General features: G+C 73.3%; 26 protein-coding genes. 18 read left to right on the top strand and 8 right to left on the bottom strand.

Features of this window, described 5'->3' with window-relative positions:
* Genes ACH4D3_RS18290 through ACH4D3_RS18240 form a run of 11 tightly spaced genes read left to right on the top strand, consistent with a single transcriptional unit; the run spans position 1 to position 11,591 of the window.
* On the top strand, positions 1–1,242 hold the full coding sequence (locus tag ACH4D3_RS18290; protein ID WP_398323176.1) for a glycosyltransferase: 1,242 nt from the start codon (positions 1–3) through the stop codon (positions 1,240–1,242).
* Entirely contained in the window at positions 1,239–2,489 is a 1,251-nt protein-coding gene (locus tag ACH4D3_RS18285; protein ID WP_398323175.1) for a methyltransferase domain-containing protein, read from the top strand. The genes ACH4D3_RS18290 and ACH4D3_RS18285 overlap by 4 nt, the downstream gene beginning before the upstream one ends.
* The gene (locus ACH4D3_RS18280; protein WP_398323173.1) at positions 2,486–3,295 is read left to right on the top strand and encodes a glucose-1-phosphate cytidylyltransferase; all 810 of its coding nucleotides are present in this window, start codon (positions 2,486–2,488) and stop codon (positions 3,293–3,295) included. The genes ACH4D3_RS18285 and ACH4D3_RS18280 overlap by 4 nt, the downstream gene beginning before the upstream one ends.
* Positions 3,292–3,939, top strand: coding sequence for a PIG-L deacetylase family protein (locus tag ACH4D3_RS18275; protein WP_398323609.1), 648 nt, complete (start codon positions 3,292–3,294; stop codon positions 3,937–3,939). Before ACH4D3_RS18280 ends, ACH4D3_RS18275 begins: the two co-directional genes overlap by 4 nt.
* Positions 3,940–3,942: 3 nt before the next feature.
* Complete coding sequence (locus ACH4D3_RS18270) at positions 3,943–4,968, top strand: NAD-dependent epimerase/dehydratase family protein (protein ID WP_398323171.1); 1,026 nt, start codon at positions 3,943–3,945, stop codon at positions 4,966–4,968.
* On the top strand, positions 4,956–6,239 hold the full coding sequence (locus ACH4D3_RS18265; RefSeq protein WP_398323169.1) for a DUF4910 domain-containing protein: 1,284 nt from the start codon (positions 4,956–4,958) through the stop codon (positions 6,237–6,239). The genes ACH4D3_RS18270 and ACH4D3_RS18265 overlap by 13 nt, the downstream gene beginning before the upstream one ends.
* A gap of 5 nt (positions 6,240–6,244) precedes the next feature.
* On the top strand, positions 6,245–7,534 hold the full coding sequence (locus ACH4D3_RS18260; protein ID WP_398323167.1) for a hypothetical protein: 1,290 nt from the start codon (positions 6,245–6,247) through the stop codon (positions 7,532–7,534).
* Complete coding sequence (locus ACH4D3_RS18255) at positions 7,531–8,478, top strand: glycosyltransferase family 2 protein (protein WP_398323165.1); 948 nt, start codon at positions 7,531–7,533, stop codon at positions 8,476–8,478. The genes ACH4D3_RS18260 and ACH4D3_RS18255 overlap by 4 nt, the downstream gene beginning before the upstream one ends.
* On the top strand, positions 8,475–9,710 hold the full coding sequence (locus ACH4D3_RS18250) for a polysaccharide pyruvyl transferase family protein (protein ID WP_398323163.1): 1,236 nt from the start codon (positions 8,475–8,477) through the stop codon (positions 9,708–9,710). Before ACH4D3_RS18255 ends, ACH4D3_RS18250 begins: the two co-directional genes overlap by 4 nt.
* Positions 9,707–10,258: a dTDP-4-dehydrorhamnose 3,5-epimerase family protein gene (locus tag ACH4D3_RS18245; protein ID WP_398323161.1), complete on the top strand. Its 552-nt coding sequence runs from the start codon at positions 9,707–9,709 to the stop codon at positions 10,256–10,258. The genes ACH4D3_RS18250 and ACH4D3_RS18245 overlap by 4 nt, the downstream gene beginning before the upstream one ends.
* 7 nt (positions 10,259–10,265) lie before the next feature.
* Positions 10,266–11,591 (top strand): glutamate-1-semialdehyde 2,1-aminomutase, encoded by a 1,326-nt coding sequence (locus ACH4D3_RS18240; protein WP_398323160.1) that lies wholly within the window; start codon positions 10,266–10,268, stop codon positions 11,589–11,591.
* Positions 11,592–11,633: 42 nt separating this feature from the next.
* Here ACH4D3_RS18240 and ACH4D3_RS18235 read toward each other — a convergent pair whose 3' ends face one another.
* Together ACH4D3_RS18235 and ACH4D3_RS18230 are read right to left on the bottom strand one after the other, a co-directional pair.
* On the bottom strand, positions 11,634–12,386 hold the full coding sequence (locus ACH4D3_RS18235) for a phosphatase PAP2 family protein (RefSeq protein WP_398323607.1): 753 nt from the start codon (positions 12,384–12,386) through the stop codon (positions 11,634–11,636).
* A 404-nt stretch (positions 12,387–12,790) separates the two neighbouring features.
* A complete protein-coding gene (locus ACH4D3_RS18230; protein ID WP_398323158.1) occupies positions 12,791–13,339 on the bottom strand; it encodes a CGNR zinc finger domain-containing protein in 549 nt (182 codons plus the stop codon).
* A 117-nt stretch (positions 13,340–13,456) separates the two neighbouring features.
* Here ACH4D3_RS18230 and ACH4D3_RS18225 point away from each other — a divergent pair, with 117 nt between their 5' ends.
* The gene (locus tag ACH4D3_RS18225) at positions 13,457–14,149 is read left to right on the top strand and encodes a haloacid dehalogenase type II (protein ID WP_398323156.1); all 693 of its coding nucleotides are present in this window, start codon (positions 13,457–13,459) and stop codon (positions 14,147–14,149) included.
* 31 nt (positions 14,150–14,180) lie between these two features.
* Here the strand turns inward: ACH4D3_RS18225 and ACH4D3_RS18220 are convergent, their stop codons facing one another.
* Positions 14,181–14,999: an SAM-dependent methyltransferase gene (locus ACH4D3_RS18220; protein ID WP_398323154.1), complete on the bottom strand. Its 819-nt coding sequence runs from the start codon at positions 14,997–14,999 to the stop codon at positions 14,181–14,183.
* 98 nt (positions 15,000–15,097) lie between these two features.
* Here ACH4D3_RS18220 and ACH4D3_RS18215 point away from each other — a divergent pair, with 98 nt between their 5' ends.
* From ACH4D3_RS18215 to ACH4D3_RS18205, 3 genes are read left to right on the top strand one after another with little or no spacing between them, the layout of a single operon-like run.
* Positions 15,098–15,769 (top strand): HEAT repeat domain-containing protein, encoded by a 672-nt coding sequence (locus ACH4D3_RS18215; protein ID WP_398323152.1) that lies wholly within the window; start codon positions 15,098–15,100, stop codon positions 15,767–15,769.
* A gap of 3 nt (positions 15,770–15,772) precedes the next feature.
* Entirely contained in the window at positions 15,773–16,777 is a 1,005-nt protein-coding gene (locus ACH4D3_RS18210) for a MerR family transcriptional regulator (protein WP_398323150.1), read from the top strand.
* A 42-nt stretch (positions 16,778–16,819) separates the two neighbouring features.
* Positions 16,820–17,566, top strand: coding sequence for a class I SAM-dependent DNA methyltransferase (locus ACH4D3_RS18205; protein ID WP_398323149.1), 747 nt, complete (start codon positions 16,820–16,822; stop codon positions 17,564–17,566).
* Positions 17,567–17,625: 59 nt separating this feature from the next.
* Here the strand turns inward: ACH4D3_RS18205 and ACH4D3_RS18200 are convergent, their stop codons facing one another.
* Together ACH4D3_RS18200 and ACH4D3_RS18195 are read right to left on the bottom strand one after the other, a co-directional pair.
* Positions 17,626–18,576, bottom strand: a complete 951-nt coding sequence (locus ACH4D3_RS18200) for an alpha/beta hydrolase (protein WP_398323147.1) — start codon at positions 18,574–18,576, stop codon at positions 17,626–17,628.
* Positions 18,577–18,841: 265 nt separating this feature from the next.
* Positions 18,842–19,912, bottom strand: a complete 1,071-nt coding sequence (locus ACH4D3_RS18195; RefSeq protein WP_398323145.1) for an NAD(+)/NADH kinase — start codon at positions 19,910–19,912, stop codon at positions 18,842–18,844.
* A gap of 149 nt (positions 19,913–20,061) precedes the next feature.
* Here ACH4D3_RS18195 and ACH4D3_RS18190 point away from each other — a divergent pair, with 149 nt between their 5' ends.
* Both ACH4D3_RS18190 and ACH4D3_RS18185 read left to right on the top strand, forming a co-directional pair.
* Complete coding sequence (locus tag ACH4D3_RS18190) at positions 20,062–20,301, top strand: hypothetical protein (protein ID WP_003978454.1); 240 nt, start codon at positions 20,062–20,064, stop codon at positions 20,299–20,301.
* The gene (locus tag ACH4D3_RS18185; RefSeq protein ID WP_398323143.1) at positions 20,301–20,684 is read left to right on the top strand and encodes a toxin Doc; all 384 of its coding nucleotides are present in this window, start codon (positions 20,301–20,303) and stop codon (positions 20,682–20,684) included. The genes ACH4D3_RS18190 and ACH4D3_RS18185 overlap by 1 nt, the downstream gene beginning before the upstream one ends.
* 27 nt (positions 20,685–20,711) lie before the next feature.
* On the opposite strand, the gene ACH4D3_RS18180 is transcribed toward ACH4D3_RS18185, so the two are convergent.
* Positions 20,712–21,314, bottom strand: coding sequence for a GPP34 family phosphoprotein (locus ACH4D3_RS18180; protein ID WP_398323141.1), 603 nt, complete (start codon positions 21,312–21,314; stop codon positions 20,712–20,714).
* 51 nt (positions 21,315–21,365) lie between these two features.
* Complete coding sequence (gene sigJ / locus ACH4D3_RS18175) at positions 21,366–22,271, bottom strand: RNA polymerase sigma factor SigJ (RefSeq protein ID WP_398323139.1); 906 nt, start codon at positions 22,269–22,271, stop codon at positions 21,366–21,368.
* A gap of 101 nt (positions 22,272–22,372) precedes the next feature.
* On the opposite strand from sigJ, the gene ACH4D3_RS18170 reads away from it, so the two are divergent.
* Positions 22,373–22,735 (top strand): hypothetical protein, encoded by a 363-nt coding sequence (locus tag ACH4D3_RS18170; RefSeq protein WP_398323137.1) that lies wholly within the window; start codon positions 22,373–22,375, stop codon positions 22,733–22,735.
* Between the two features lie 6 nt (positions 22,736–22,741).
* Here ACH4D3_RS18170 and ACH4D3_RS18165 read toward each other — a convergent pair whose 3' ends face one another.
* Positions 22,742–23,347, bottom strand: coding sequence for a DUF998 domain-containing protein (locus ACH4D3_RS18165; RefSeq protein WP_398323135.1), 606 nt, complete (start codon positions 23,345–23,347; stop codon positions 22,742–22,744).
* Positions 23,348–23,407: the final 60 nt, after the last annotated feature.

The following is a 23,407-nucleotide window of genomic DNA, read 5'->3' as shown; positions in this document are numbered from 1 at the left end:
ATGCACGTCCTCGTGGTGCACAACCGCTACAACTCGGCCCAGCCGAGCGGCGAGAACAACGTCGTCGACCAGGAGGTGGAGCTGCTGCGCGCGGCCGGACACCGGGTGGGCCGGTTCGAGCGGCGCAGCGACGACATCGCCTCGCGGTCCCTGCTCGGCAAGGTCGCCGTGCCGCTCCTCGTGCCGTGGAACCCGGCGGTGCGCAGGGAGCTGGCCGACCGGCTGCGCACCGAGCGACCGGACGTGGTGCACGTGCACAATGTCTTCCCGCTCCTGTCCCCGGCGGTGCTGGCGGCCTGCGCCGACGCCGGGGTCCCGGCCGTCGCCACGCTGCACAACTACACGCAGGTCTGCCCGCCCGGCACGCTCCAGCGCGACGGCCGGCCGTGCACCGAGTGCGTCGGGGCGGCGCCGCTGCCCGCCGTGCGGCACGGCTGCTACCGGAACTCGCGGCTGGCGACGGTGCCGCTCGCGGTCGGCCTGTCGGTGAACCGGCGGCGCTGGTGGTCCGGTGTGGAGCGGTTCTTCTGCATCTCGGCGGCGCAGCGCGAGGTCCTGGTGGGGGCGGGGCTGCCGGCCGAACGGCTGGCGGTGAAGCACAATTTCGTGCCCGACCCGAAGGCGCGCCGTACCGGCCCCGGCGAGCACCTGCTGTACCTCGGCCGCCTCGCGGAGGCCAAGGGCGTACGGCTGCTCATGAAGGCGTGGGACGAGCTGGCCGCGGACGGCGGGGTGGGCGTCCCGCTCGTCGTCGCCGGTACGGGGCCGCTGGAGGGCGAGGTGACCGCCTGGGCGGCGGGCCGGGACGACGTGCGCTACGTCGGCCTGTACGACCCGGAGCAGTGCAGGCGGGCCCTTGCCCGCTCGGTGGCCGTGGTGGCTCCCTCGACCTGGCTGGAGGCGTTCGGCCTGGTGGTCGTGGAGGCGATGGCGGCGGGGGTACCGGCCGTCGCCGCCGGGCACGGCGCCTTCGCCGAGCTCGTCGACGACGGGGTGACCGGGCTGCTGCACCGGCCGGGCGAGGTCGCATCGCTCGCGTCCCGCATCCGCGCCGTCGTGGCGGAGCCGGAGCGCAACCAGGAGATGGGCCGGGCGGCCCGGCGCCGGTACGAGCAGGGCTTCAGCCCGGCCGTCGGCCTGGAGCGCCTGCTGGAGGGGTACCGCACCGCGATCGCGGGGCGGTCGGCACTGGCTCGCGGCGGGGACGTCCGCGCGGGCAGGGGGGATGGGGGCAGTAGATGACACGATGCCGACTCTGCGGTTCGGCGGCGATGGAGAGCGTCGTCGATCTCGGAGCGACTCCGCCGTGCGAGAGTTTCCTCGCCGCGGACCAACTGGACCGGCCGGAGCCGGCGTACCCGCTGCACCTGCGGGTGTGCACGGACTGCTGGCTCGCGCAGATCCCCGCGCTGATCACGCCCGAGGAGACGTTCACGCAGTACGCGTACTTCTCCTCGTACTCGACCTCCTGGGTGGAGCACGCGCGGACGTTCGTCTCCGGCGCCGTGGAGCGGCTGGGCCTCGGCCCGGACTCCTTCGTGGTCGAGGTGGCGAGCAACGACGGGTACCTGCTCAGGCACCTGGTGGACCGCGGGATCCGCTGCCTGGGCGTGGAGCCGTCGGTGAACGTCGGTGCGGCGGCGCGGGAGGCGGGGGTGCCCACGCTCACGGAGTTTCTGAGTCCGGACACCGGCGCGGCCGTGTCCGCCGAGCACGGCCCGGCGGACCTGGTGGTGGCCAACAACGTGTACGCGCACATCCCGGACGTGGTCGGCTTCACCCGGGGGCTGCGTGCCCTGGTCGCCGACGACGGCTGGGTCTCGATCGAGGTGCAGCACCTGCTGACGCTGATCGAGGAGAACCAGTACGACACGATCTACCACGAGCACTTCCAGTACTACACGGTCGCGTCCGCGATCCGGGCGCTGGCGAGCGGCGGCCTCACGCTGGTGGACGTCGAGCTGCTGCCCACGCACGGGGGTTCGATCCGGCTGTGGGCGCGGCCCGCCGAGGTGGCGGGTGAGCCGGGCCGGCGGGTGAGCGACGTGCTGGACCGGGAGAAGGCGGCCGGGCTGCGGGAGCTGTCCGGGTACACCGAGTTCTCGGCCCGGGTCGCCAAGGTGCGCCGGGACCTGCTGCGGTTCCTGATCGAGGCGGCCGAGCGCGGCGACACGGTGGTCGGCTACGGCGCCCCGGGCAAGGGCAACACGCTGCTCAACCACTGCGGCATCCGGCCCGACCTGCTCGCGTACACGGTCGACCGCAATCCCTACAAGCACGGCAGGTTCACCCCGGGCACCCGCGTTCCGATCCTGTCGCCCGAGCGGATCGCCGCCGACCGGCCGGACTACGTCCTGGTCCTGCCGTGGAACCTGCGCGACGAGCTGGTCGAGCAGCTCTCCTTCGTGCACGAGTGGGGCGGCCGCCTGGTCTTTCCCATACCGGAACTGAGCGTGGTCGAGCCCGCGTCCGAGAAGGGCACAGCATGAAGGTCGTACTGTTCTGCGGCGGTTACGGCATGCGGATGCGCGAGGGCGCCTTGGACGACGTGCCCAAACCCATGGCGATGGTCGGCCCGCGGCCGCTGATCTGGCACGTCATGCGCTACTACGCGCACTTCGGGCACAAGGAGTTCATCCTGTGCCTCGGCTACGGGGCCCACCACATCAAGGACTTCTTCCTCAACTACGAGGAGACGACCTCCAACGACTTCGTGCTGCGCGGCGGGCGGACCGAGCTGCTCTCCACCGACATCGCCGACTGGACGGTCACGTTCGCGCAGACCGGGATCGAGTCGCCGATCGGGGAGCGCCTGCGCCGGGTGCGGCACCACCTGGACGGCGACGAGATGTTCCTCGCCAACTACGCGGACGTGCTCACCGACGCGCCGCTGCCCGAGATGATCGACTCCTTCGCCCGGCGGGACGCCGGCGCCTCGATGATGGTGGTGCCGCCGCAGTCCTCGTTCCACTGCGTGGACCTGGGCGAGGACGGTCTGGTGGGCGGCATCACCGCGGTGAGCGACCTGCCGCTGTGGGAGAACGGCGGCTACTTCGTGCTCCGCCAGGAGGTCTTCGACCACATCCCGGAGAACGGGGACCTGGTGGCCGACGGATGCACCCAACTGGCCAAGCGGGGGCGGCTGGTGGCGCACCAGCACCGGGGCTTCTGGAAGCCGACCGACACGGTGAAGGAGCGCGCCGCGCTCGACGCCGCCTACACCCGGGGGGAGCGCCCGTGGGCCGTGTGGGAACGGGACGGCGCACCGTCGAGGGCCGGGGTGAGGACCGCGTGATGCCGCTGGGCGCCGGACGCCCGGACCGGATCGTCGCGGTGGGCGCGCACTGCGACGACATCGCCATCGGCGCCGGCGGCACGCTGCTGACGGTGTGCCTGGCGCGGCCGGGGGTGCGCGTCGACGCGCTGGTGCTCTCCGGGGGCGGCGGCGAGCGGGAGCGGGAGGAGCGGGCCGCCCTCGCCGCCTTCTGCCCGGGCGCCGACCTGCGGCTGACGGTGCTCAAGCTGCCGGACGGCCGGATACCGGCGCACTGGGAGGAGGCCAAGGCCGCGGTCGAGGAACTGCGCGGGCGGACCGAGCCGGAGCTCGTGCTGTCCCCGCGCACCGACGACGCGCACCAGGACCACCGCGGTCTGGCGAAGCTGATGACCACCGCGTTCCGTGACCACCTGGTGCTGCGCTACGAGATCGTCAAGTGGGACGGCGACCTGGGCCGCCCGACGGCCTACCAGCCGCTGTCGGAGGACGTCGCCGAAGAGAAGGTGCGGCTGCTGCAGGAGCACTACCCCTCGCAGCGGCACCGCCCCTGGTACGACCGGGAGGCCTTCCTCGGCCTCGCCCGGATCCGCGGCATCGAATGCCACGCCCGCTACGCCGAGGCGTTCGACGTCGCCAAACTCACTCTCAACCTGGGGGGTTGAACCTTGCGCGTACTGCTCACCGGACACCAGGGCTACCTGGGCACCGTGATGGCCCCGGTCCTCACGGCCGCCGGACACGAGGTCGTCGGCCTCGACGCCGGCCTGTTCGCCGACTGCGTCCTGGGTCCGGCGCCCGACGACCCGCCGGGGCAGCGGGTCGACCTGCGCGACCTCACGGCCGAGCACGTGGCGGGGGTGGACGCGGTGATCCACCTGGCCGCGCTCTCCAACGACCCGCTGGGCTCGCTGGCGCCGGAGCTGACCTACGACATCAACCACCACGCGTCGGTGCGGCTGGCCCGGCTGGCGCGCGACGCCGGGGTGCAGCGCTTCCTGTACGCGTCCACCTGCTCGGTCTACGGCGCCGCGGGCGGTGGCGAGCTGGTGACCGAGGACGCGCCGCTGCGGCCGGTGACGCCGTACGCGGAGTCCAAGGTGCGGGTGGAGGACGACCTGCACGCGCTGTCCGACGGCGACTTCAGCCCGGTGTACATGCGCAACGCCACCGCCTTCGGCTTCTCGCCCCGGCTGCGCGCGGACATCGTGCTGAACAACCTGGTGGGCCACGCGCTGCTGTCCGGCGAGGTGCTGGTGCTCTCCGACGGCACCCCGTGGCGCCCGCTGGTGCACGCCGCCGACATCGCCCGGGCCTTCGCGGCCGCGCTGGTGGCGCCGCGGGAGGCGGTGCACGACCGGGCGTTCAACATCGGCAGCGAGGTCAACAACGTCACAGTCGCCGAGATCGCCGAGGAGGTGGCCGCGGCGGTGACCGGCTCGAAGGTGGTCATCACCGGGGAGACCGGCGCCGATCCGCGCTCCTACCGGGTCGACTTCTCCCGCTTCCGCGCCGCCGTCCCGGGCTTCGAGTGCGAGTGGACGGTGCAGCAGGGCGCACTCGAACTCGCCGAGGCCTACCGCAAGCACGGGCTGACCCGGGAGGACTTCGAGCAGCGCTTCACCCGCCTGGCCGTGCTGCGCGCGGCCGCCGGGACCGGCTCCGTCGACGACACCCTGCGGTGGCGCCGATGACCCAGGCCGGAGGGGAGATGTACGCCCTGGTGGAGCGGTTGTACCCGCTGTGCCGGAGCATCACGGGCGACGGTGTGCGCGCGACCCTGGGCATCGTCGACGAGTACATCCCCCTGCACATGCACGAGGTGCCGACCGGGACGCAGGTGCTGGACTGGACGGTGCCGCAGGAGTGGAACATCCGGGACGCGTACGTCGCCGACGCCACCGGCCGCCGGGTCGTCGACTTCGCCGCGTCCAGCCTCCATGTGCTCGGCTACAGCGTGCCGGTGTCGGCGACGATGCCGCTGGCCGAGCTGCGTCCGCACCTGCACACCCTGCCGGACCGGCCGTCCTGGGTGCCGTACCGCACGAGCTACTACCGGCCGGAGTGGGGCTTCTGCCTGGCCCAGGAGACACTCGACGCGCTGCCGGAGGGCGACTACGAGGTCCGCATCGACTCCACCCTGGCGGACGGCCATCTCACCTACGCCGAGCACGTGGTCCCCGGCCAGGTGTCCGACGAGGTGATCGTCTCCTGCCACGTCTGCCACCCGTCGCTGGCCAACGACAACCTGGCCGGCATCGCGGTGGCCACGTTCCTGGCCCGGGAGCTGGCGGAGCGGAACCCGTACTACACCTACCGGTTCGTCTTCGCGCCCGGGACCATCGGGGCGATCACCTGGCTGGCCCGCAACCGGGAGCGGGTGGACCGGGTCAAGCACGGCCTGGTGCTGGCCTGCGCGGGTGACCCTGGGCAGGTGACGTACAAGCAGAGCCGGCGTGGCGACGCGGAGATCGACCGGGTGCTTCGCCATGTGCTGACCGACTCCGAACGACCGCACCGGGTCGTGGAGTTCACGCCCTACGGCTACGACGAGCGGCAGTACTGCTCGCCCGGCTTCGACCTCGGTGTGGGCTCGCTCACCCGGACTCCCTACGCGGGCTATCCCGAGTACCACACGTCCGCGGACAACCTGGACTTCGTGTCCCCGGCGGCGATGGCGGACACACTCGCCGTGTGCCGCGAGGCGTTCCTGGTCCTCGACCGCAACCGCCGGTACGTCAACCTCAGTCCGTACGGGGAGCCGCAGTTGGGAAGGCGTGGGCTGTACGACTCGCTCGGCGGCCGCAGCGACGCCAAGCAGGCCCAGATGGCCATGCTCTGGGTGCTCAGCCTCGCCGACGGCGAGCGCAGCCTGCTCGACGTCGCCGAGCGGTCCGGGCTGCCGTTCGAGACCGTCGCCCAGGCGGCCGACGCCCTGCACGGCGCCGGACTCGTCAAGGCGTGACGCCGATGACCGTCGAAGGGGAGAAGACGACGACACCGGCGGAACCCGCCCGGCGGGGCGTCGTCGGCAGGCTGTCCTGGGGGCTGGCCGACCAGGCGGCCTCCAGCCTGTCCAACTTCGTGGTGGGCATCTACGTGGCGCGCTCCCTGGGGCTGACCGCGTTCGGCGTCTTCAGCCTGGCCTGGGTGACCTACGGCGTGGTCCTCAACGTCTCCCGCGGGCTGGCCACCGACCCGCTGGTGGTGCGCTTCAGCGGCGTGCCGGAGTCGTCCTGGCGCGGCGCGGTGACCCGGGCGTCGGGTGCCGCGCTGCTGGTCGGCGCCGGCATCGGCACGGTGTCCCTGGTCGCCGGGCTGGCCATCGGCGGGCAGGTGGGGGCCGCGTTCGCCGCGCTCGGCGTCGTACTGCCGGGGCTGCTGCTCCAGGACGCCTGGCGGTACTCGTTCTTCGCCGCCGGCGTCGGCCGTAAGGCGTTCGTCAACGACGTCGTGTGGGCCGTCGCGCTCGTCCCGGCCATGGTGGTGGCGGCCCGCGTGGGCAGCGTGCCCGCCTTCCTCCTCGCCTGGGGCGGATCCGCCGCGGTGGCCGGGGTGTACGGCTGGTTCCAGTCCGGCATCAGGCCGAAGCCGGCCGGGGCGCGCGAGTGGCATCGCGACCACCGCGACCTCGGCTACCGGTACCTGGTCGAGAACGTGGGCGTCAGCGGCGCCGGCCAGATACGGGCGTACGGCCTCGGCGCGATCGTCGGGGTCGGCGCCGTGGGTGTGATCCGGGGCGCCGAACTGCTGCTCGGCCCGTTCCTCGCCGTGCTGATGGGGCTGTCGCTGGTCACCGTCGCGGAGGCGGCACGGGTCCTCAGGCAGGCCCCGCGGCGGCTCGGGAAGTTCTGCTTCCTGCTGGGCGCCGGGCAGACCGTCGCCGCGGTGCTGTGGGGCGCGGCGCTGCTGCTGGTGCCGGACCGGCTCGGCGAGCTGGTTCTCGGTGACGTCTGGAGCGCCTCCGCGGAGCTCATCGTGCCGGTCACGCTCAGCGTCGCGGGCGCCGGGCTCGGCACCGGCGCGGCGGCCGGGCTGCGCGCGCTGGCGGCGGCCCGGCGCAGTCTGCGCTGCCAGTTGTTCGCCTCCGCCTGCTACGTCACGGGCGGGCTCGGCGGTGCGGTCGCGGGCGGCACGGTCGGTTCGGCCTGGGGCGCCGCCGCCGCGTCCGTCTGCGGTTCGGTCGTGTGGTGGCTGCAGTTGCGGGCCGCCCTGCGCGAGCGCGACCACCATCCCATTCCCGAAGTGAGGACCACATGACCCCCCACCCCCGGCTGAGCATCGGCCTTCCCGTCTACAACGGCGAGGAGTATCTGGCCGAGTCGCTGGACGCCCTCCTGGGGCAGACCTACGAGGACTTCGAACTGGTGATCTCCGACAACGCGTCGGCCGACGGCACCCAGGACATCTGCCGCCGGTACGCCGCGCAGGACTCGCGCATCCGGTACATCCGGCTGCCCCGCAACATCGGCGCCGCGCCGAACCACAACTACGTGTTCACCGAGTGCCGCGGCGAGCTGTTCAAGTGGGCCTCGCACGACGACCTCTACGCCCGGGACCTGCTGCGCAGTTGTGTGGCGGCGCTGGACGAGCGGCCGGAGGTGGTCCTCGCGCACGCCGGCCAGGCGGTCATCGACGGCGACGGCAAGGTGAAGGTCCCCTACGAGTACGGGCTCGCCACCGACTCCCCGCGCGCTCCGGAGCGCTTCCGCAGCCTGCTCTTCGAGCCCGGGGGCGACGACTTCTACGGGGTGATGCGGTCCGCGATGCTGCGCCGCGTGAAGCCGCACGACAGCTACCACCACGCGGACCGCACCTTCGTCGCCGAGATCACCCTGCACGGCCCCTTCCACCAGGTGCCGGAGCTGCTGTACTTCCGCCGCGACCATCCCACCCGTGCCGAGCGGGCGAACCCCTCCAAGCGCTCCCGGTGCGTCAACCTGGACCCGCGCCGGGCCGGCCGGCTGCACCCGACTCCCCGGCTGCTCGCGGAGTACGTCTGGGGCTTCGCCTCGGCCATCGGGCGGGCGCCGTTGTCCTCGGCCGACCGGCGTGCCTGCCACCGCCATCTGGCGGCGTGGATGACCAGCCGCGTCCGGCCGGGCGCCGGCGAGCGGGTCGAGGACCGTGCTCCCGTGGACCCGGACCGGCTCACCGTCTCCGTCGACGACCTGGTCGCCGGCCGCGAGGGAAGGCAGGCATGACCTCCATGCGCGAAAAGCCCTTACGCATTGGCGTGTTCGGCCTGTTCGGTGCCGGTAACAGCGGCAACGACGGGTCGCTGGAAGCCGTGCTCGACCACCTGAGGGCCGCGCATCCCGACGCGGTCGTGGACGCGATGTGCGGCGGACCCGAAACCGTCGCGACCCGGTACGGGGTTCCCGCGACACGGCTCAACTGGTACCGCGGGGAGTACCGGACCGCTTCACGGGCGAGCGCGATCGCCGCCAAGGCCCTGGGCAAGCTCGTCGACGTCTTCCGCACCGCCGCCTGGGTGCGCCGGCACGACGCGGTGATCGTGCCGGGCACCGGAGTCCTGGAGACCACGCTGCCGCTCAGGCCCTGGGGCTTCCCGTACTCGCTGTTCCTGCTGTGCCTGACGGGCCGGTTGACCGGCGCCCGCGTGGCGCTGGTCAGCGTCGGCGCGGGCCCGATCGGCAACCGGGCCACCCGGGTCCTGACGCGCTGGTCGACGCGGCTGGCCGCGTACCGCTCGTACCGGGACACGCAGTCGCGCGAGGCGATGCGGGCGATGGGCGTGGGCACCGCGCGGGACGGGGTCTACGCGGACCTGGTCTTCGCCCTGCCGGGGCGGCCGTCCGCGAGCCAGCCCGGGGAGACGCGGGGCCCGGTCTGCGTCGGCGTGATGGACTTCCACGGCAGCAACGACGAGCGGGACGTGGCCGAGGAGATCCACCGGCGCTACCTCGACGGGACGACGCGGTTCGTCCGCGCGCTGGCCGAGGAGGGCCGACCGGTCCGGCTGCTCACCGGCGACGAGCTCGACCGGCCGGTGGCCGCCGCGATCGTCGACGCGGTGGGCTCTCCGCTGGTCACCGTCGCCGAGGCGGCCTCACTGGCCGACCTGATGAAGGAGACGGCCTGTGCCGACAGCGTGGTGGCGACCCGGTACCACAACCTGGTCTGCGCCCTGAAGGTCGGCACACCGACCCTCGCGCTCAGCTACTCGGCCAAGAGCGACGCCCTGATGGCCGAGATGGGGATGGGTGACTACTGCCACCCGGCCCGCGAGGCCGACGCCGACCGGCTGCTCGAACAGTTCCGCGAGCTGGAACGGCGGTCGGGCCCGGTGCGGCGCACCCTCTACGAGCGGAACCTCGTCGTCGCCCGGCGCGTCGAGGACCAGTTCGCGGCTCTGACCACGGCGCTGTTCCCGGCGACCGACCACGCCCACGCCCTGCGGGAGGCACCATGAAGGCGACCGAAGTGCCGGAGATCTCCGGCGCGTACCTGTTCCGGGCGACGCCGCACGCGGACGCACGCGGATTCTTCTGCCGCACCTTCGACGCCGATGTCGTCCGCTCGGTGGGTCTCGACCCGGCCGCCTTCGTCCAGGACAGCGTGTCGCGCTCGGTCCGGGGCGTGCTGCGCGGCCTGCACCTGCGCTCCGGCGCCGGTGAGGCCAAGCTGGTGCGGTGCTCCAACGGGAGGATCTTCGACGTCGTCGTGGACCTGCGGCCGGACTCGCCGACCTACCTGGGCCGGGCGTTCTTCGAGCTGTCCGGCGAGACGCAGACGACCCTGTACATCCCCGCGGGGTGCGCGCACGGCTTCCAGTCGCTGACGGAGACTTCCGACGTCTCGTACCGGATCGACCGCCCGCACGACCCGGCCGAGGACGTGACGATCGCCTTCGACGACCCGGACCTCGCCATCGACTGGCCACTGCCGGTCACCTCGGTGTCCGCCCGGGACCGGGAGGCGGCGAGCCTCGCCGACTTCCTCAAGCACCGGGAAGGGTGAGAGCGAAGTGAACGCCGAAGAGTTCGGCCTGCCCCGGTCGCGGCATGCCAACGAGCGGCTGCACGCCATGGTCCCCGGCGGCGCGCACACCTACGCCAAGGGCGACGACCAGTACCCGGAGAACCTGGCCCCGGTGATCAGCCACGGCCGGGGTGCCCACGTGTGGGACGTCGACGGCAACCGCTACGTCGAGTACGGCTCCGGCCTGCGGTCGGTCAGCCTCGGCCACGCCCACCCGCGCGTGACCGAGGCCGTACGACGGGAGCTCGACCGGGGCAGCAACTTCGTCCGGCCGTCCATCGTGGAGGTCGAGGCCGCGGAACGCTTCCTGGCCACGGTGCCGACCGCGGAGATGGTGAAGTTCGCGAAGAACGGCTCCGACGCCACCACGGCGGCGGTGCGTCTGGCCCGCGCCGCCACCGGACGGCCCCGGGTGGCCGTCTGCGCCGACCATCCGTTCTTCTCGGTCGACGACTGGTTCATCGGCACCACGCCGATGTCCGCCGGGATTCCGGCGGCGACCAGCGAGCTGACCGTGGCGTTCCCCTACGGCGACCTGGCCGCCACGGAGGAACTGCTCGCCCGGCACGAGGGCGAGGTGGCCTGTCTGATCCTGGAGCCCGCCACCCACACCGAGCCGCCGCCCGGCTACCTCGCCGGTCTGCGCGAGCTGGCCGACCGGCACGGGTGCGTCCTGGTCTTCGACGAGATGATCACCGGGTTCCGCTGGTCGGAGGCGGGCGCGCAGGGCCTGTACGGCGTCGTCCCCGACCTCTCCACGTTCGGAAAGGCGCTGGGCAACGGGTTCGCCGTCGCCGCGCTGGCCGGGCGCCGGGAGCTGATGGAGCTCGGCGGACTGCGGCACTCCGGCGACCGGGTCTTCCTGCTGTCCACCACCCACGGGGCGGAGACGCACGCGCTGGCCGCCGCGATGGCCGTGCAGGCCACCTACGTCGAGGAGGGCGTCACCGCGCGGCTGCACGCCCTCGGCGACCGGCTGGCCGCCGGTCTCCGGGAGGCCGCGGCGAGCATGGGCGTCGGCGAGCACGTCGTCGTCCGGGGCCGGGCCAGCAACCTGGTCTTCGCCACCCTCGACGAGGAAGGGAAGCCGTCGCAGCCCTACCGCACCCTGTTCCTGCGCCAACTTCTGGCGGGCGGGGTGCTGGCCCCGTCCTTCGTGGTGAGCAGCGCGCTCGGCGACGCCGACCTCGACCGCACCGTGGACGTGGTGGCCGAGGCGTGTGCGGTGTACCGCAAGGCGCTGGACGCGGCCGACCCCACGCCCTGGATGGCCGGACGGCCGGTGAAGCCGGTGTTCCGCCCCCTGGTGTGAGGCCGGGTGAACTGTGGAGGGGCGACGCGGGCCGGCGTGACGTCAGCGGCCCTGCTGCCGACCGGCGTCGGCCCTCCGCTCGGCCCGCCGGTCGGAGGGCGGGCCGGCCGTCCACTCGTCGGGCGGGTGGGCCGGGAGGCCGGCCCACCGGTCGGTCAGCCGGTCAGCCGTGCGGTCGACCAGCCACGCGGTGACCGGGAGCACCGCCAGCGCGGTGCACCAGCCGCCGAGGGTGTCGGTCGCGTAGTGGGAGCCCAGGGCGACCTGCGCCCAGCCCATGGTCGCACCGGCCACCAGCCCCGCCGCGAACACGAAGGCCGTGCCGGCCACCCTGCCGAGACCGAGGCGTCCGGCCGCGAGCAGCGACACCATGAGGGCGATCGCGGTGAGGAAGGCGGTGTGCCCGCTCGGGTAGGAGAGGTTGTCGCCGTGGATGGTGCGCCCCACCACGGGCTTGAGCAGTGTCGTCGTCCCCACGGTCAGGCCCGCCCCGGTCACGACGAACACCGCCGCGCGCGGGTGCCGAAGCAGCAGGCAGCCGGTCACGACGGCCGCGACCAGCAGCACCGCTCCCGCGGGCTCCCCGAGGAAGTCCGTGACCACGGCGACGTGCCGCCACGGCGGCCCCACCCCGTCCACCGCCGCGAAGATCCGCATGTCCCACTCGCGCGGCTCGCTCTCGTCGGCGTACACGACCCCGAGGACGAGGACCGCCGGCGCGGCGAGGCAGGCGATCAGCCCGAGCCACACGCGCAGCCACGGCGGCAGCACCGCGGGCCCCGGGCGGCCGGTCACCCGCCCACCGCCCCGGGCGGCCTGCGGCACTGTCCCACGTCCTCGTCCACTCCCCCGCTTCGCCCGGCTCGCCGCCGGTCGCGCCGGTCGGACTCGCGTCGAGGCCACCGTAGTCGCTCCCGCGGGCCGGATAACAGCCGATTCGCGCCATTGCGCAAAGGGTGCCGCGATTCGTTCGGAGCTGTCCCGGAGCTCCCCGCCCCGCTCACCTGACGTGCGCGCAGACGGCGCCGACGAAGTACAGCGTGAGGCCCGCGGCCGCGGCCGTTCATCAGCGCCGCCATGATCGTGATCGTGAGGTGGCAGGCGTACATACCGCTACGACACCTGCCACACGGAAAAGCTGACATCACCGCGGCAGGCGGTCGAGGCGGGCCGGGTCGACGAGGGCGTCTCCGGTCCGCTCACGCACGCTCCCCCGACGTGCGTCTGCGGGCTCTGTAGGCCGCGGCCTTGACGCGGTTGCCGCACTCCTCCATCCCGCACCAGGCGCGCCGGGCGCCGCGCGAACGGTCGAGATAGACGCGGGTGCAGTCGGTGCGGCCGCACTCCTTGAGGCGGGCGCCGGGGTCGGCGAGCACGGCGATACCGCTCCTGGCCACGTGGGTCAGTACGGCGGGTAGGTCCCCGGACATCCGCACCCCCGCGTCGCCGAGCCGGACGGTGGGCAGCGGCCCGGCGGCCGCGTCGTTGACGACCGCGAGGCTGGGGGTGTCGAAGCGGCGGTCGAGGACGCGGTCGAGCGCGAGACGGTAGACGGCTTCCCGCAGGGTCAGTGCCGCGTCGAAGGCCGAGGGCGTGGCGGTGACACGGTCGGGCAGCCCGTCGCAGGCGGCCACCCACCGCTCGAGGTCCGCGGGCACTGTCAGCAGGTCGACCGGCTCGTCCCGGCGGGACAGCACGGTACCGGCCAGGTCGAGGGCCGGGTTGCCACTCACGAAGGCGAAGTCCACGTCACCATCTTGACCGGTGACGGCATGGTCGGCAAGGTGGATCCCGTCGTCACCTGTTGAGGTGGTGACTCGACGGCGAGAGGGCGCGAGCGCGCGCGAGAAGGAGTGAGGGCGGGCATGGCTGGTGGGATCCGCGGCATCGAGGTCGTCGTCTTCGACGTCCTCGGCACACTGGTGGACGAGCCCGGCGGGCTTCGCGCGGGGATCCGGGAGGCGGTGCCCGCGGCCGACGACGCGTCCGTCGACGAGTTGCTCGCCCTGTGGCAGGGGCACGTGGAGCGGGAGCAGCGGCGCATCGCGCGGGGGCAGCGCCCGTACGCCGACAGCGGGATCATCGACGCGGAGGCCGCCCGGCTGGTGGCCGACCGTGCGGGAGTCGGCGATCCGGCGGCCGTCGACCGGCTGGCCGGGGCGGGCCGGCGCCTGCTGCCCTGGGGCGACTCCGCCGCCGGGCTGGACCGGCTGGCGCGGCGCCTGGTGGTGCTGGGTCTCTCCAACGCCGGTCGCACCGCCGTGCCGCGGATCGCCGCGCACGCCGGGCTGCGCTGGCACGGAGCCCTGTCGGGCGAGAGCGTCCGCGCCTACAAGCCGGCGCCGGAGGTCTACCGGCTCGCCGTCGCCACCGCGGGGTGCCCGCCGGACCGTGTGCTCATGGTGGCCGCCCACGCCTGGGACCTCCGCGGCGCCCGGGCACAGGGCATGCGGACCGCGTACGTGCACCGTCCCGGCGGAGATCCGCCGACGGCCTCCGACAACTTCGACGGACGATTCGAGGCGCTGGACGAACTGGCCGACGCGCTCGGCGTGTGAGCCCGTGAGCGTGGGAACCGGGCGGCCGGGTCTACGGCTTGCGGGCCATCCCGGCGGCGATGAGACGCTCCCAGACGGTCAACTCCCGTTCCCCGCCGCCGTCGTGCGTACCGCCGGCCGCCTCGGGACGCCACAAGGACGCCGGCACTATCCCCGGCTCCAGGATCTCCAGTCCGTCCAGCAGGGCCTCGATCTCCGCGTCCGTCCGCCACCGGCCCCGGCCGAACGTCGCCTGGAGGACCTTCTCGGCCTCCGCCGTCTCCGGGTTGTTCCCGGAGCGGAAGTGGCTGACGAAGAAGAGGCTCCCGGACGGCACTTGGCCGCGCCAGTAGCGGACGATCGCGGCGGGGTCCTCGTCGTCGTTGACGTGGTGGAGGATGGCGCTGAACATGACGGCGACCGGACGGTCGAAGTCGATCAGCTCCCGGGTGTCCGGGTGCCTGCGGATCCCCTCGGGGTCGCGCACGTCGACGGGTACGAACCGGGTGCGGTCGTTCTCCTCCAGCAGCGCCCGTCCGTGGACGAGGACCTGGGGATCGGTGTCGACGTACACCACCCGGGCCTCGGGTGCCCGCCGTTGCGCGACCTGGTGCACGTTGTCGGCAGTGGGCAGGCCGCTGCCGAGGTCGATGAACTGGCGCACCCCGGTGCTCGTCACGATCTCCCCCACCGCCCGCGTCAGCGCCGCGCGATTGGCGAAGGCGATCGCCGCCGAACCCGGGAGGTCGCGCTTGAACACGTCACCGATCTCGCGGTCCGCCGCGTAGTTGTCCTTGCCGCCGAGCAGGTAGTCGTAGACCCGGGCGATGCTCGGCCTGGTGCTGTCGATGGAGGAACTCTCTCCCGTCATGGCACCCATCCTCTCCCGCACGGGGGCACCCCTACCACCACTTCTTTGACCTTGACACCGTGACAAGGTCTTCACTGGCTGCCCAGGAGGTGGTCCCGATGACCATGGCGAGACAGGACACGGATGCCCTGCGAGGATTCGAGAGGCTGGCCGACCCGCGTGCGTCCGTGCGGCTGCGGGCGGCCCTCGCGGTCGGCACGGCACCGGACCCGCGCTTCGTGGACGGGCTCGTCGAGCGGTCCGCGGTCGAGCCGGAGTTCTTCGTCCGCGACATGCTGACCTGGGCGCTCACCCGTCATCCGGTGGCCGCGACGCTTCCCCCGCTGGTCCGTGAGGTGGGCTCGGAGCTCCCGCAGGCGCGCAGCCAGGCGCTGCACACGCTGTCCAAGATCGGGGACCGGCGGGCGTGGCCGGCGGTCACCGGGGCGGTGCTGTCCGACGCCGACGACGAGGTGGCGCGCAGCGCCTGGCGGGCCGCGGTCGTCCTCGTCCCCGAGGGCGAGGAGCAGGCTCTGGCCCGGTCGCTGGCCACGCAGTTGGGGCGCGGCGACCGGGAGACGCAGCTGAGTCTCAGCCGGGCGCTGGTCGCGCTGGGCGAGGCGGCGGGGTCGGCTCTGGAGGCCGCGGCGACCGCCCCCGCCCCGCACGTGAGTGCGCACGCCCTGGCCACGCGGCGGCTGCTGCGCGACCCGGACTCCGGGTTCGAGGCGGCGATCGAGGAGGCGAAGCGCGTCGTGGCCCTCGGCGGGTCCGGTCACGAGGGACGATAGAACGTGTTGATCGGTGAGGTGGCGCGACGGTCCGGGGTCAGTGCCCGCATGCTCAGGCACTACGAGTCGCTCGGCCTGGTGCGGCCCTCGGGCCGCACGGGCTCGGGGTACCGGGAGTACTCGCGTGCGGACATCCGGCGGATCTTCCACATCGAGAGCCTGCGGTCGCTGGGACTGTCGCTGCGCGAGATCGGCCGCGCGCTCGACGAACCCGGGTTCGCTCCCGCGGCGCTCGTGGACGACCTCATCCACCGCACGCGTGAACGGATCGCGGCGGAGACGGAGTTGCTCACCCGGCTGCGCCGGATCGACGCGGCGGGCCCGGCCGGCTGGGAGGACGTCCTGCAGGCCGTCGCGCTCCTCCAGGCACTGGGCTCGAAGAGCGCGGACGCACGCCAGCGGGCGGCCCTCTCCGCGGTCCAGGAGGCCGCGGTGCCGGTGGAGGCCCTGGTCGAGGCGGCGCTGAGCGAGACGGACACCAATGTCGCCGGAGCCCTTCGCTGGGCGCTGGCGCGATCGGGCGACGACGCCGCGGCACTGCTGGCCCGGGGCCTGGACTCACCGGTGGCCGAGGTGCGGGCGCGTGCCGTGCGGGCACTCGCCGAGCTGTCCGGCGCCGAGGCCACCGCGCGGCTGCGGCACGCCCTCGACGGAGGCGACGCCGCGGTCCGCGGGTACGCGGCCCTGGCGCTCGGGTCGCGCGGGGTGGGCGAGGCGGTGCCGACGCTGCTCGACATGATCGTGGCGGGACGGAACGACACCGACGCGGCCGACGCGCTGAGCGTGCTGGCGAGCGACACCGCGACGGCGGACCGGATCGCCGCCGGGCTCGTCGGCCGTCTCGCCGACGACACCACCGACGCGGCCGCGCGCGGCCGGCTGACGCAGGCGCTCGCGGGCATCCCGGGCACGCGGGCGTCCAGTGCCCTGGCGGAGCTGTCCCGGGACGGGGACCGCGCCGTCGCGCTCACCGCGACGTATCTGCTGCGGCTGCGCGCGGAGCCGTAAATGCTTCGACAGCGCGCCTCGCGCCGGGCAACATGGCCGCCCGTGACGAGCAGCCAGCTGTGGACCCGTGAGACCGCCGACCGCTACGACGCCGAGGAGGCGGAGACCGGGATGGGCTCCGCCGCCGTGCTGGGACCGACCCTCGACTTCCTCGCCGGGCTCGCCGGGGACGGCCGGGCACTGGAGTTCGCCATCGGGACCGGACGCGTGGGCGTCCCGCTGCGCGAACGCGGCGTGCCGGTGGCGGGCATCGAGCTCTCCGAGCACATGGCGGCGGTCCTGCGGCGCAAGGCCGCCGAGGAGACGCTGCCGGTGACCCTCGGGGACATGGCCACGACCGTGGTGCCCGGCGAGTTCACCCTGGTCTATCTCGTGTACAACACCATCTCCAACCTGCTCACGCAGGACGAACAGGTCGAGTGCTTCCGCAACGCGGCCCGGCATCTGAGCCCCGGCGGCCGATTCGTCATCGAGCTGGGCGTGCCACCGCTGCGGTTCCTGCCGCCCGGGCAGGTCGCGGTGCCGTTCGACGTCTCCGAGCGGCACCTCGGCTTCGACACCTTCGACCTGGTCGAGCAGATCCTCGTCTCCAACCACTTCACCCGCGACCCCGGCGACGGCTCCTACCGCCGGGACAACTCCCGGCACCGGTACGCCTGGCCGGCGGAGCTGGACCTGATGGCCCGGATCGCCGGACTCGAGCTGGAGCGACGCGTCGCGGACTGGGACGGGTCCGCGTTCACCGAGGACTCGGCGAAGCACATCTCCGTGTGGCGCAAGCCGGCCTGAGGCGGGGTGGGGACGGGGTCGTCCGCGTCCGGCGGTGCTCCGGGCGGCTCGCGCCGTGCTCAGTCGGTTCCCAGGGCCTTGCGCAGCACGTGGACCGCCTGCTCCACGGCCGCGCCGGCCGCCCGGGTGCCGCGCACCGGGTTCAGCATCATGAAGTCGTGCAGGACGGCGTTGTAGCGCACGCTCGTGGTCGGCACACCGGCCCGGACCAGCTTGCGCGCGTAGGCCTCGCCCTCGTCGCGCAGCACGTCGTTCTCGTCGACGACGACGAACGCCGGGGGCAGGCCCCGGAGTTCCTCCTCGGTGGCGCGCAGGGGCGAGGCGGTGATCTCGGCGCGCTCGGCGGGGTCGGTGGTGTAGGCGTCCCAGAACCACTCCATGGCCTTGGCCGTCAGATGCGGTCCGTGGGCGAAGGTCCGGTAGCTCTCGGTGTCCTGGGCCGCGTCGGTGACGGGGTAGTACAGCGACTGGTGCAGGAAGGTCACGTCGCCCCGCCGCTTGGCCAGGTGGGTGAGCGCGGCGCTCATGTTGCCGCCGACCGAGTCACCGGCGACCACCATGCGGGAGGCGTCGAGGCCCTTTCCGGCGCCCTCCGCGGTGATCCACCGGGCGGTGGCGTAGCCCTGCTCGACGGCGACGGGGTACTTCGCCTCCGGGGAGCGGTCGTACTCGACGAAGACCAGGGCCGCATCGGCGCCCACCGCCAGCTCGCGCACCAGGCGGTCGTGGGTGCCGGCGTTGCCGAGGATCCAGCCGCCGCCGTGCATGTAGAGGATCACGGGCAGGGTGCCGGTGCGGCCCGCGGGCCTGATGATGCGGACCCGTACATCGCCGACGCCGGCCGGGACGGTGGTCCACTCCTCGTCCACCTCGGGCTTCTCGACGGGCTGCGCCTGTACGTCGTCGAGCAGCTTGCGGGCGCCGTCGACGCCGAGTTCGTACAGCAGCGGCGGCTTGGCGGTCGCGTCGGCGAATTCCTGCGCGGCGGGTTCGAGGACGATGTCGCTCACGTCGTGCTCCTTCGGGGGGTGGGCTGCGGAGACCTTCCACCCATGAGACCGAGTCGCGAACCGATGTGTGACGCGTCGCGCAAGGAGGCGGCCGTTGCCTCCCCATCGGGCGAAAGGGGCTCCGCCGTACGGCGGAACCCCCGCCCGGTCCGGCGCCGCGTGCGGACACGTACACCGGCCCGGCGTACGACCGGTAGTCACCTCGGCGCACCCCTTCGGGGGTTGTACGCCGTTGGCAGATGTTTACGGCTTTTCGCGGAGAAGATCACCGGAGGGTCCCGTCGGCACCCGGCACCGGCAGCGCCAGATGGTCGAGGTCTCCCGGTGGCGGCGTGCTCACCGGCCACAGCGGGGCGGGCGTGCCGTCGGCGACCGCGGCCGGGGCGTCGGTGAGCCGCATGCGCTCGCGCAGGCGGCCGTAGAAGTCCATGGGCCCCAGCCGCACCGCCCGCAGCCGCCGGGGAGCGGCGTAGACGCCGAGCCAGTCACCGGGATCGAGCACGCCCCGCAGCTGTCCGTCGATGCTCACGGCGGCCCGGCCCGACCGTTCGAGGATCCGCAGCCCGACGGGCTCGTCCGGTGCGGTGACCACGGAGCGGTCGAACGCCATGTGCGGGGCCACCGCGGTGAAGACGAGCGCTTCGGCGCGGGGCGAGACGACCGGGCCGCCCGCGGCGAAGCTGTAGGCGGTGGATCCCGTCGGGGTCGCGACGAGCAGCGCGTCGGCGGAGTACGAGGCGAGCAGCCGGCCCGCGATGTAGACGCCGACGGAGATCTGCCGGTCCCGGGCCAGCTTCTCCAGCACGACGTCGTTGAGGGCCGTGACGTTCAGGGCGATGCCCCACTCGTCGCCGCTCTCGCAGTCGGTCCGCACCCGCGGGGGCGGCAGCAGGGGACCGCGCCCGTACCGCAGGAGCGCCTCCATCTCCGAGGGGATCTCCAGGAGCCGGGAGGCACGCAGAGTGAGCAGCATGCGGCTCTCCGGCTCCAGCCCGCCGTCCCGGACGGCGTCCAGGGCGGAGCGCACCGCCGGGGCGGGGACCTCGGTCAGGAACCCCACTCGTCCCAGGTCCACGCCCAGGATCAGGGCGTCGTTCTCCGCCGCCAGCCGTGCGCCGCGCAGGAAGGTGCCGTCACCGCCCAGGGTCACGACGAGGTCCGGGCCGCCGGCCGCGTCCACCTCCTCGCGGGCGCTGTGCCGCCCGGCATCGCTCCACACGTCGATGTCCGTGCAGGCGACGGCGTTCTCGTCGCACCACTCCCGGACCTCCCGTGCCGCTTCGGCGGCGCCCTCGCGACCGCCGTGGACCACGAGTCCGACCCGCTCGATCGTCACCGCTGCCTCCTGCCGCCGGGCCGTGCTCCTGGAACCGCGATCGGCGAAATCCTCGCCGACCCTCGTGGCCGGGCGGGCCGCGACATGCCGGGGCACTCTCTCCCGTCCGGTGAGTCGCGCATCAGGTACCGAGTAGGTACCATGCCCGTATGCCATCACTGAACGTGACCTTCACCGAGGAAGAGATGGAAGGCGTCCGCGCCGCCGCCGCGGCGGAGGGCAAGAGCCTCAAGCAGTACATGCACGACCTCGGTGTCCGCGAGATGCAGCGCAAGCGGTTCGTCGCCGGGGCCGTCTCGTGGGCGGACCGGCTGCGCGCCGAGTTCGACGAGGCCTTCCCGGACGAGATCCCCCCGTCCCAGCGCGGCGAGGGAGTCACCGCCGCCTGATGAGCGAGCCCCTGTACATCGATGTCCCCTGGCTCCTGGACGTCCAGGACGCCGCTCTGGACAACGAGGACGTGTCGGTCACGGACTATTCGGCCCTGGTCGCGGCGGTGGCCCGCCACAGGACCCGGATGCCTACCCTGGCCGCGTCCAACCCCGACAGCGCCTGGCGCGCCGCCGCGCTCCTGCACACGGTGGTGCGGCTCGAACCGCTCCCCCACCGCAACAGCCTCTTCGCGGCCTTCGTCACCGGTCAGTACATGGACCAGTCCGGAGAGGGAATCGACCCGCCCTACGGGGCACTGTCCGACCTGATCAGAAAGGTCCGCGAGACCCGGCTGAGCATCTACGACATCGCCGGCGTGCTCCGTTCCTGGCGCATCTGACCGCGGGCGCCGCCGGAGCCGGGGACGTCACATCCCGCGCCAGATGTTGTCGAACGCCGCTTCCTCGATGCTGCGGCGCTGCCGGATCGCGGCCAGTTCCACCACGGCGTCGTTCACCGCGGCGAGTACCGTCGCGACCCGGTCGTCCTCGGGGTCCGCCACCTCGTCGGCCGACTCGTGCCGGACGCCCACCGCGGCCGCGAGGCCCGCCAGTACGGGGTCTCCACCGGACCAGCGGTCCGTGGCGCGCCGACGGGCCGCCGGATCGGCCGGGGCCGGACGGCCGGTGCCGCCGCGTGCTTTCCGTCGCAGGCGGCTCTTGCCGCCCTCGTCCGCTCCCGCGGCCGCGAGGTACTGCGCCGCCAGGCCGTCGCCCCGGCGCCACAGCCAGTCCGTCACGGACTCGGCCGGGTCCCCGCCGAGCAGGGACGCCGCCGCGTCGAGCAGCCGGTCACCGGACGCGGCCCGCGACCCCGGCCGCAACAGGACGCCGTCCAGCGCGACCGTCCCCGCCTCCATCAGGTCGATCAGTTCCGCTCCGGCCAGGGCCAGCGACAGGTCGCCGCGCTCGACCGGATAGTCGGAGGGGACCTCGAGAGAGACGATCGTCAGGTCGTGCGCCATGGTCATGCGGATCTCCACATCTGTCAGATCTGCTGCGACACACCGGCCGCGATCCCGTCAGCCTACCCACGGCCCCAGTTTCTCGGGGTTGCGGACCGCCCAGATGCGGGTGACGCGGCCGTCGGCGACGTCGAAGGCCGCGACGGTCATGACGGCACCGTCGCGCCGGGCCACCAGACCCGGCAGCCCGTTGACCGAGCGCTCCAGGAGTTCGAGTCCCGGGGCCTTGTCGGCGATGGCGGCCATGTACTGGGCGATCCGGGCGCCGCCCTCGATCGGGCGCAGGACGGTGCCGACCGTGCCGCCGCCGTCGGCGGTCATGACCGCGGCCGGGTCGAGGAGGTCGACGAGGGCCGCGATGTCCTTGGTCTGCCACGCCTCCTTGACCTGCCGCACCACGTCGGCCCGCACCGCGGCCGGCGTCTGCGGAGCCGGCGCGACGCGCACCCGGCGCCGGGCCGAGGCCGCGAGCTGCTTGCAGGCCGCGGGGGTCCGGCGGAGGATGCCCGCGATGTCGGCAAAGGGGTAGCGGAAGACGTCGTGGAGGACGAAAGCGACCCGCTCCGCCGGGGTCATCGACTCCAGGACGACGAGGAAGGCCATGGTCACCGACTCGTCCAGGACCATCTGGTCGGCGGGGTCGGCGGAATCGGCGCCGTGCCCGTGGCCCCGCTCGGCGTGGGCGGGGAGCGGATCCGGCAGCCACGCGCCGACGTAGCGCTCACGCCGGGCCCGCGCCGAACCGAGCGCGTCCAGACAGACCCGGCCCGTCACGGTCGTCAGCCACGCCCCCGGGGACGCGATCTCCTCCCGCCGGCTCCGGGGCAGCGCGTACCAGCGGGCGTAGGCCTCCTGCACGGCGTCCTCGGCCTCGGCCAGCGAACCGAGCAACCGGTAGGCGACATTGATCAGTTGACGCCGTTCCCCGACCGTCGCGTCGGTACTCGTCCCAGCCGTCCCCATACCCGAGCGCCCCCTCGCCTTACCTTTCACCGGCCCGCGTCGTCGGACTGGTGAGACCTTACCGATCCACTGCCCCCGGGGGCGGAAATGGGGACCGCGGCATGGCAACCCAGGCGACGGCGCAGCACCGACTCTCGTTCCTGCGGATCGCGATCGCCCTGCAGACACTGACCATCTTCCTCCAGGCGGTCTCCGCCGGACTGCTGCTGACCGCGTCCTACGGGGAGACGCTGCACAGCGTCGGAGCCCGGGTGATGTACGGGGCGTCGATGCTGTACGTGCTCGCGGCGGTGCTGGCGTGGAGGCCGGGCGGCGGCTCGCTGCGGCCGGTCCGGCACGCCTGCGGCTTCCTCTTCCTCGCCTCGGTCCAGGTCGTGCTCGGCATCGCGCACGTTCCGTCGGTCCATCTGCCCCTGGGGGTCCTGATGTTCGGACTGAGCGTGCTGGCCCTGGCGCGGCGTTGAGCGCACTCACGCCTGCGGGGTCGTCCCCGGTCGCCGGGCGTGGCGGAGGCAGGAGGCGGCCACCACGAAGGGCCACAGCGACTGGAGAGACGTCACGACGCGTTCGGCGACGCCGGCGTCACCGTGTCGCCGCATCTCGATCAGGAACCACACTCCACCGGCGGCCATCAGGGTCGTCACGACGATCGAGGGTGCCAGGCGCAGCGCCCAGGGAGCGGCCGGACCTCCGTTGACGGCCAGCAGGGGCCAGACCGCCAGGAGCGTGAACCCGACCACCACCACCGCGCCGTGCCGCAGGGAGCCCCCGCTGCTGGGCGCGGGGAGCGCCACCAGGACCAGCGCGGCGAGTCCGCCACCGCCCAGCGCCACGCGTCCGGCGGTGGCGGCGGGCCGCAGCCCCCAGGCGGTCAGCAGGTGGCAGACGCCCAGGGCCAGGAACGCCGCCGTCATCACCCAGAATCCGGCGGCTCCGTACGACCCCAGAACGCTGATGGTCTGCGTGACGGGGTCGTAGGAAGCCCCTTCGGCATACGCGGCGCCGGTCCAGCCTGCGATCAGCAGTACGGGTGCGCATCCCGACGAGAGCAGGACCCATCTGGGAACAAATCGCATCGGGCCACCATAAAGCGGGTGACCATGGGGTGCACCGCATGCACCGCCGTGCTCCCGGAC

Source organism: Streptomyces sp. NPDC018026 (assembly GCF_044327745.1).
In the GTDB taxonomy this organism is placed as follows: domain Bacteria; phylum Actinomycetota; class Actinomycetes; order Streptomycetales; family Streptomycetaceae; genus Streptomyces; species Streptomyces rubrogriseus.
Note: the sequence above shows the minus strand (reverse complement) of the source record. Positions and strands in the feature narration are given on the sequence as shown.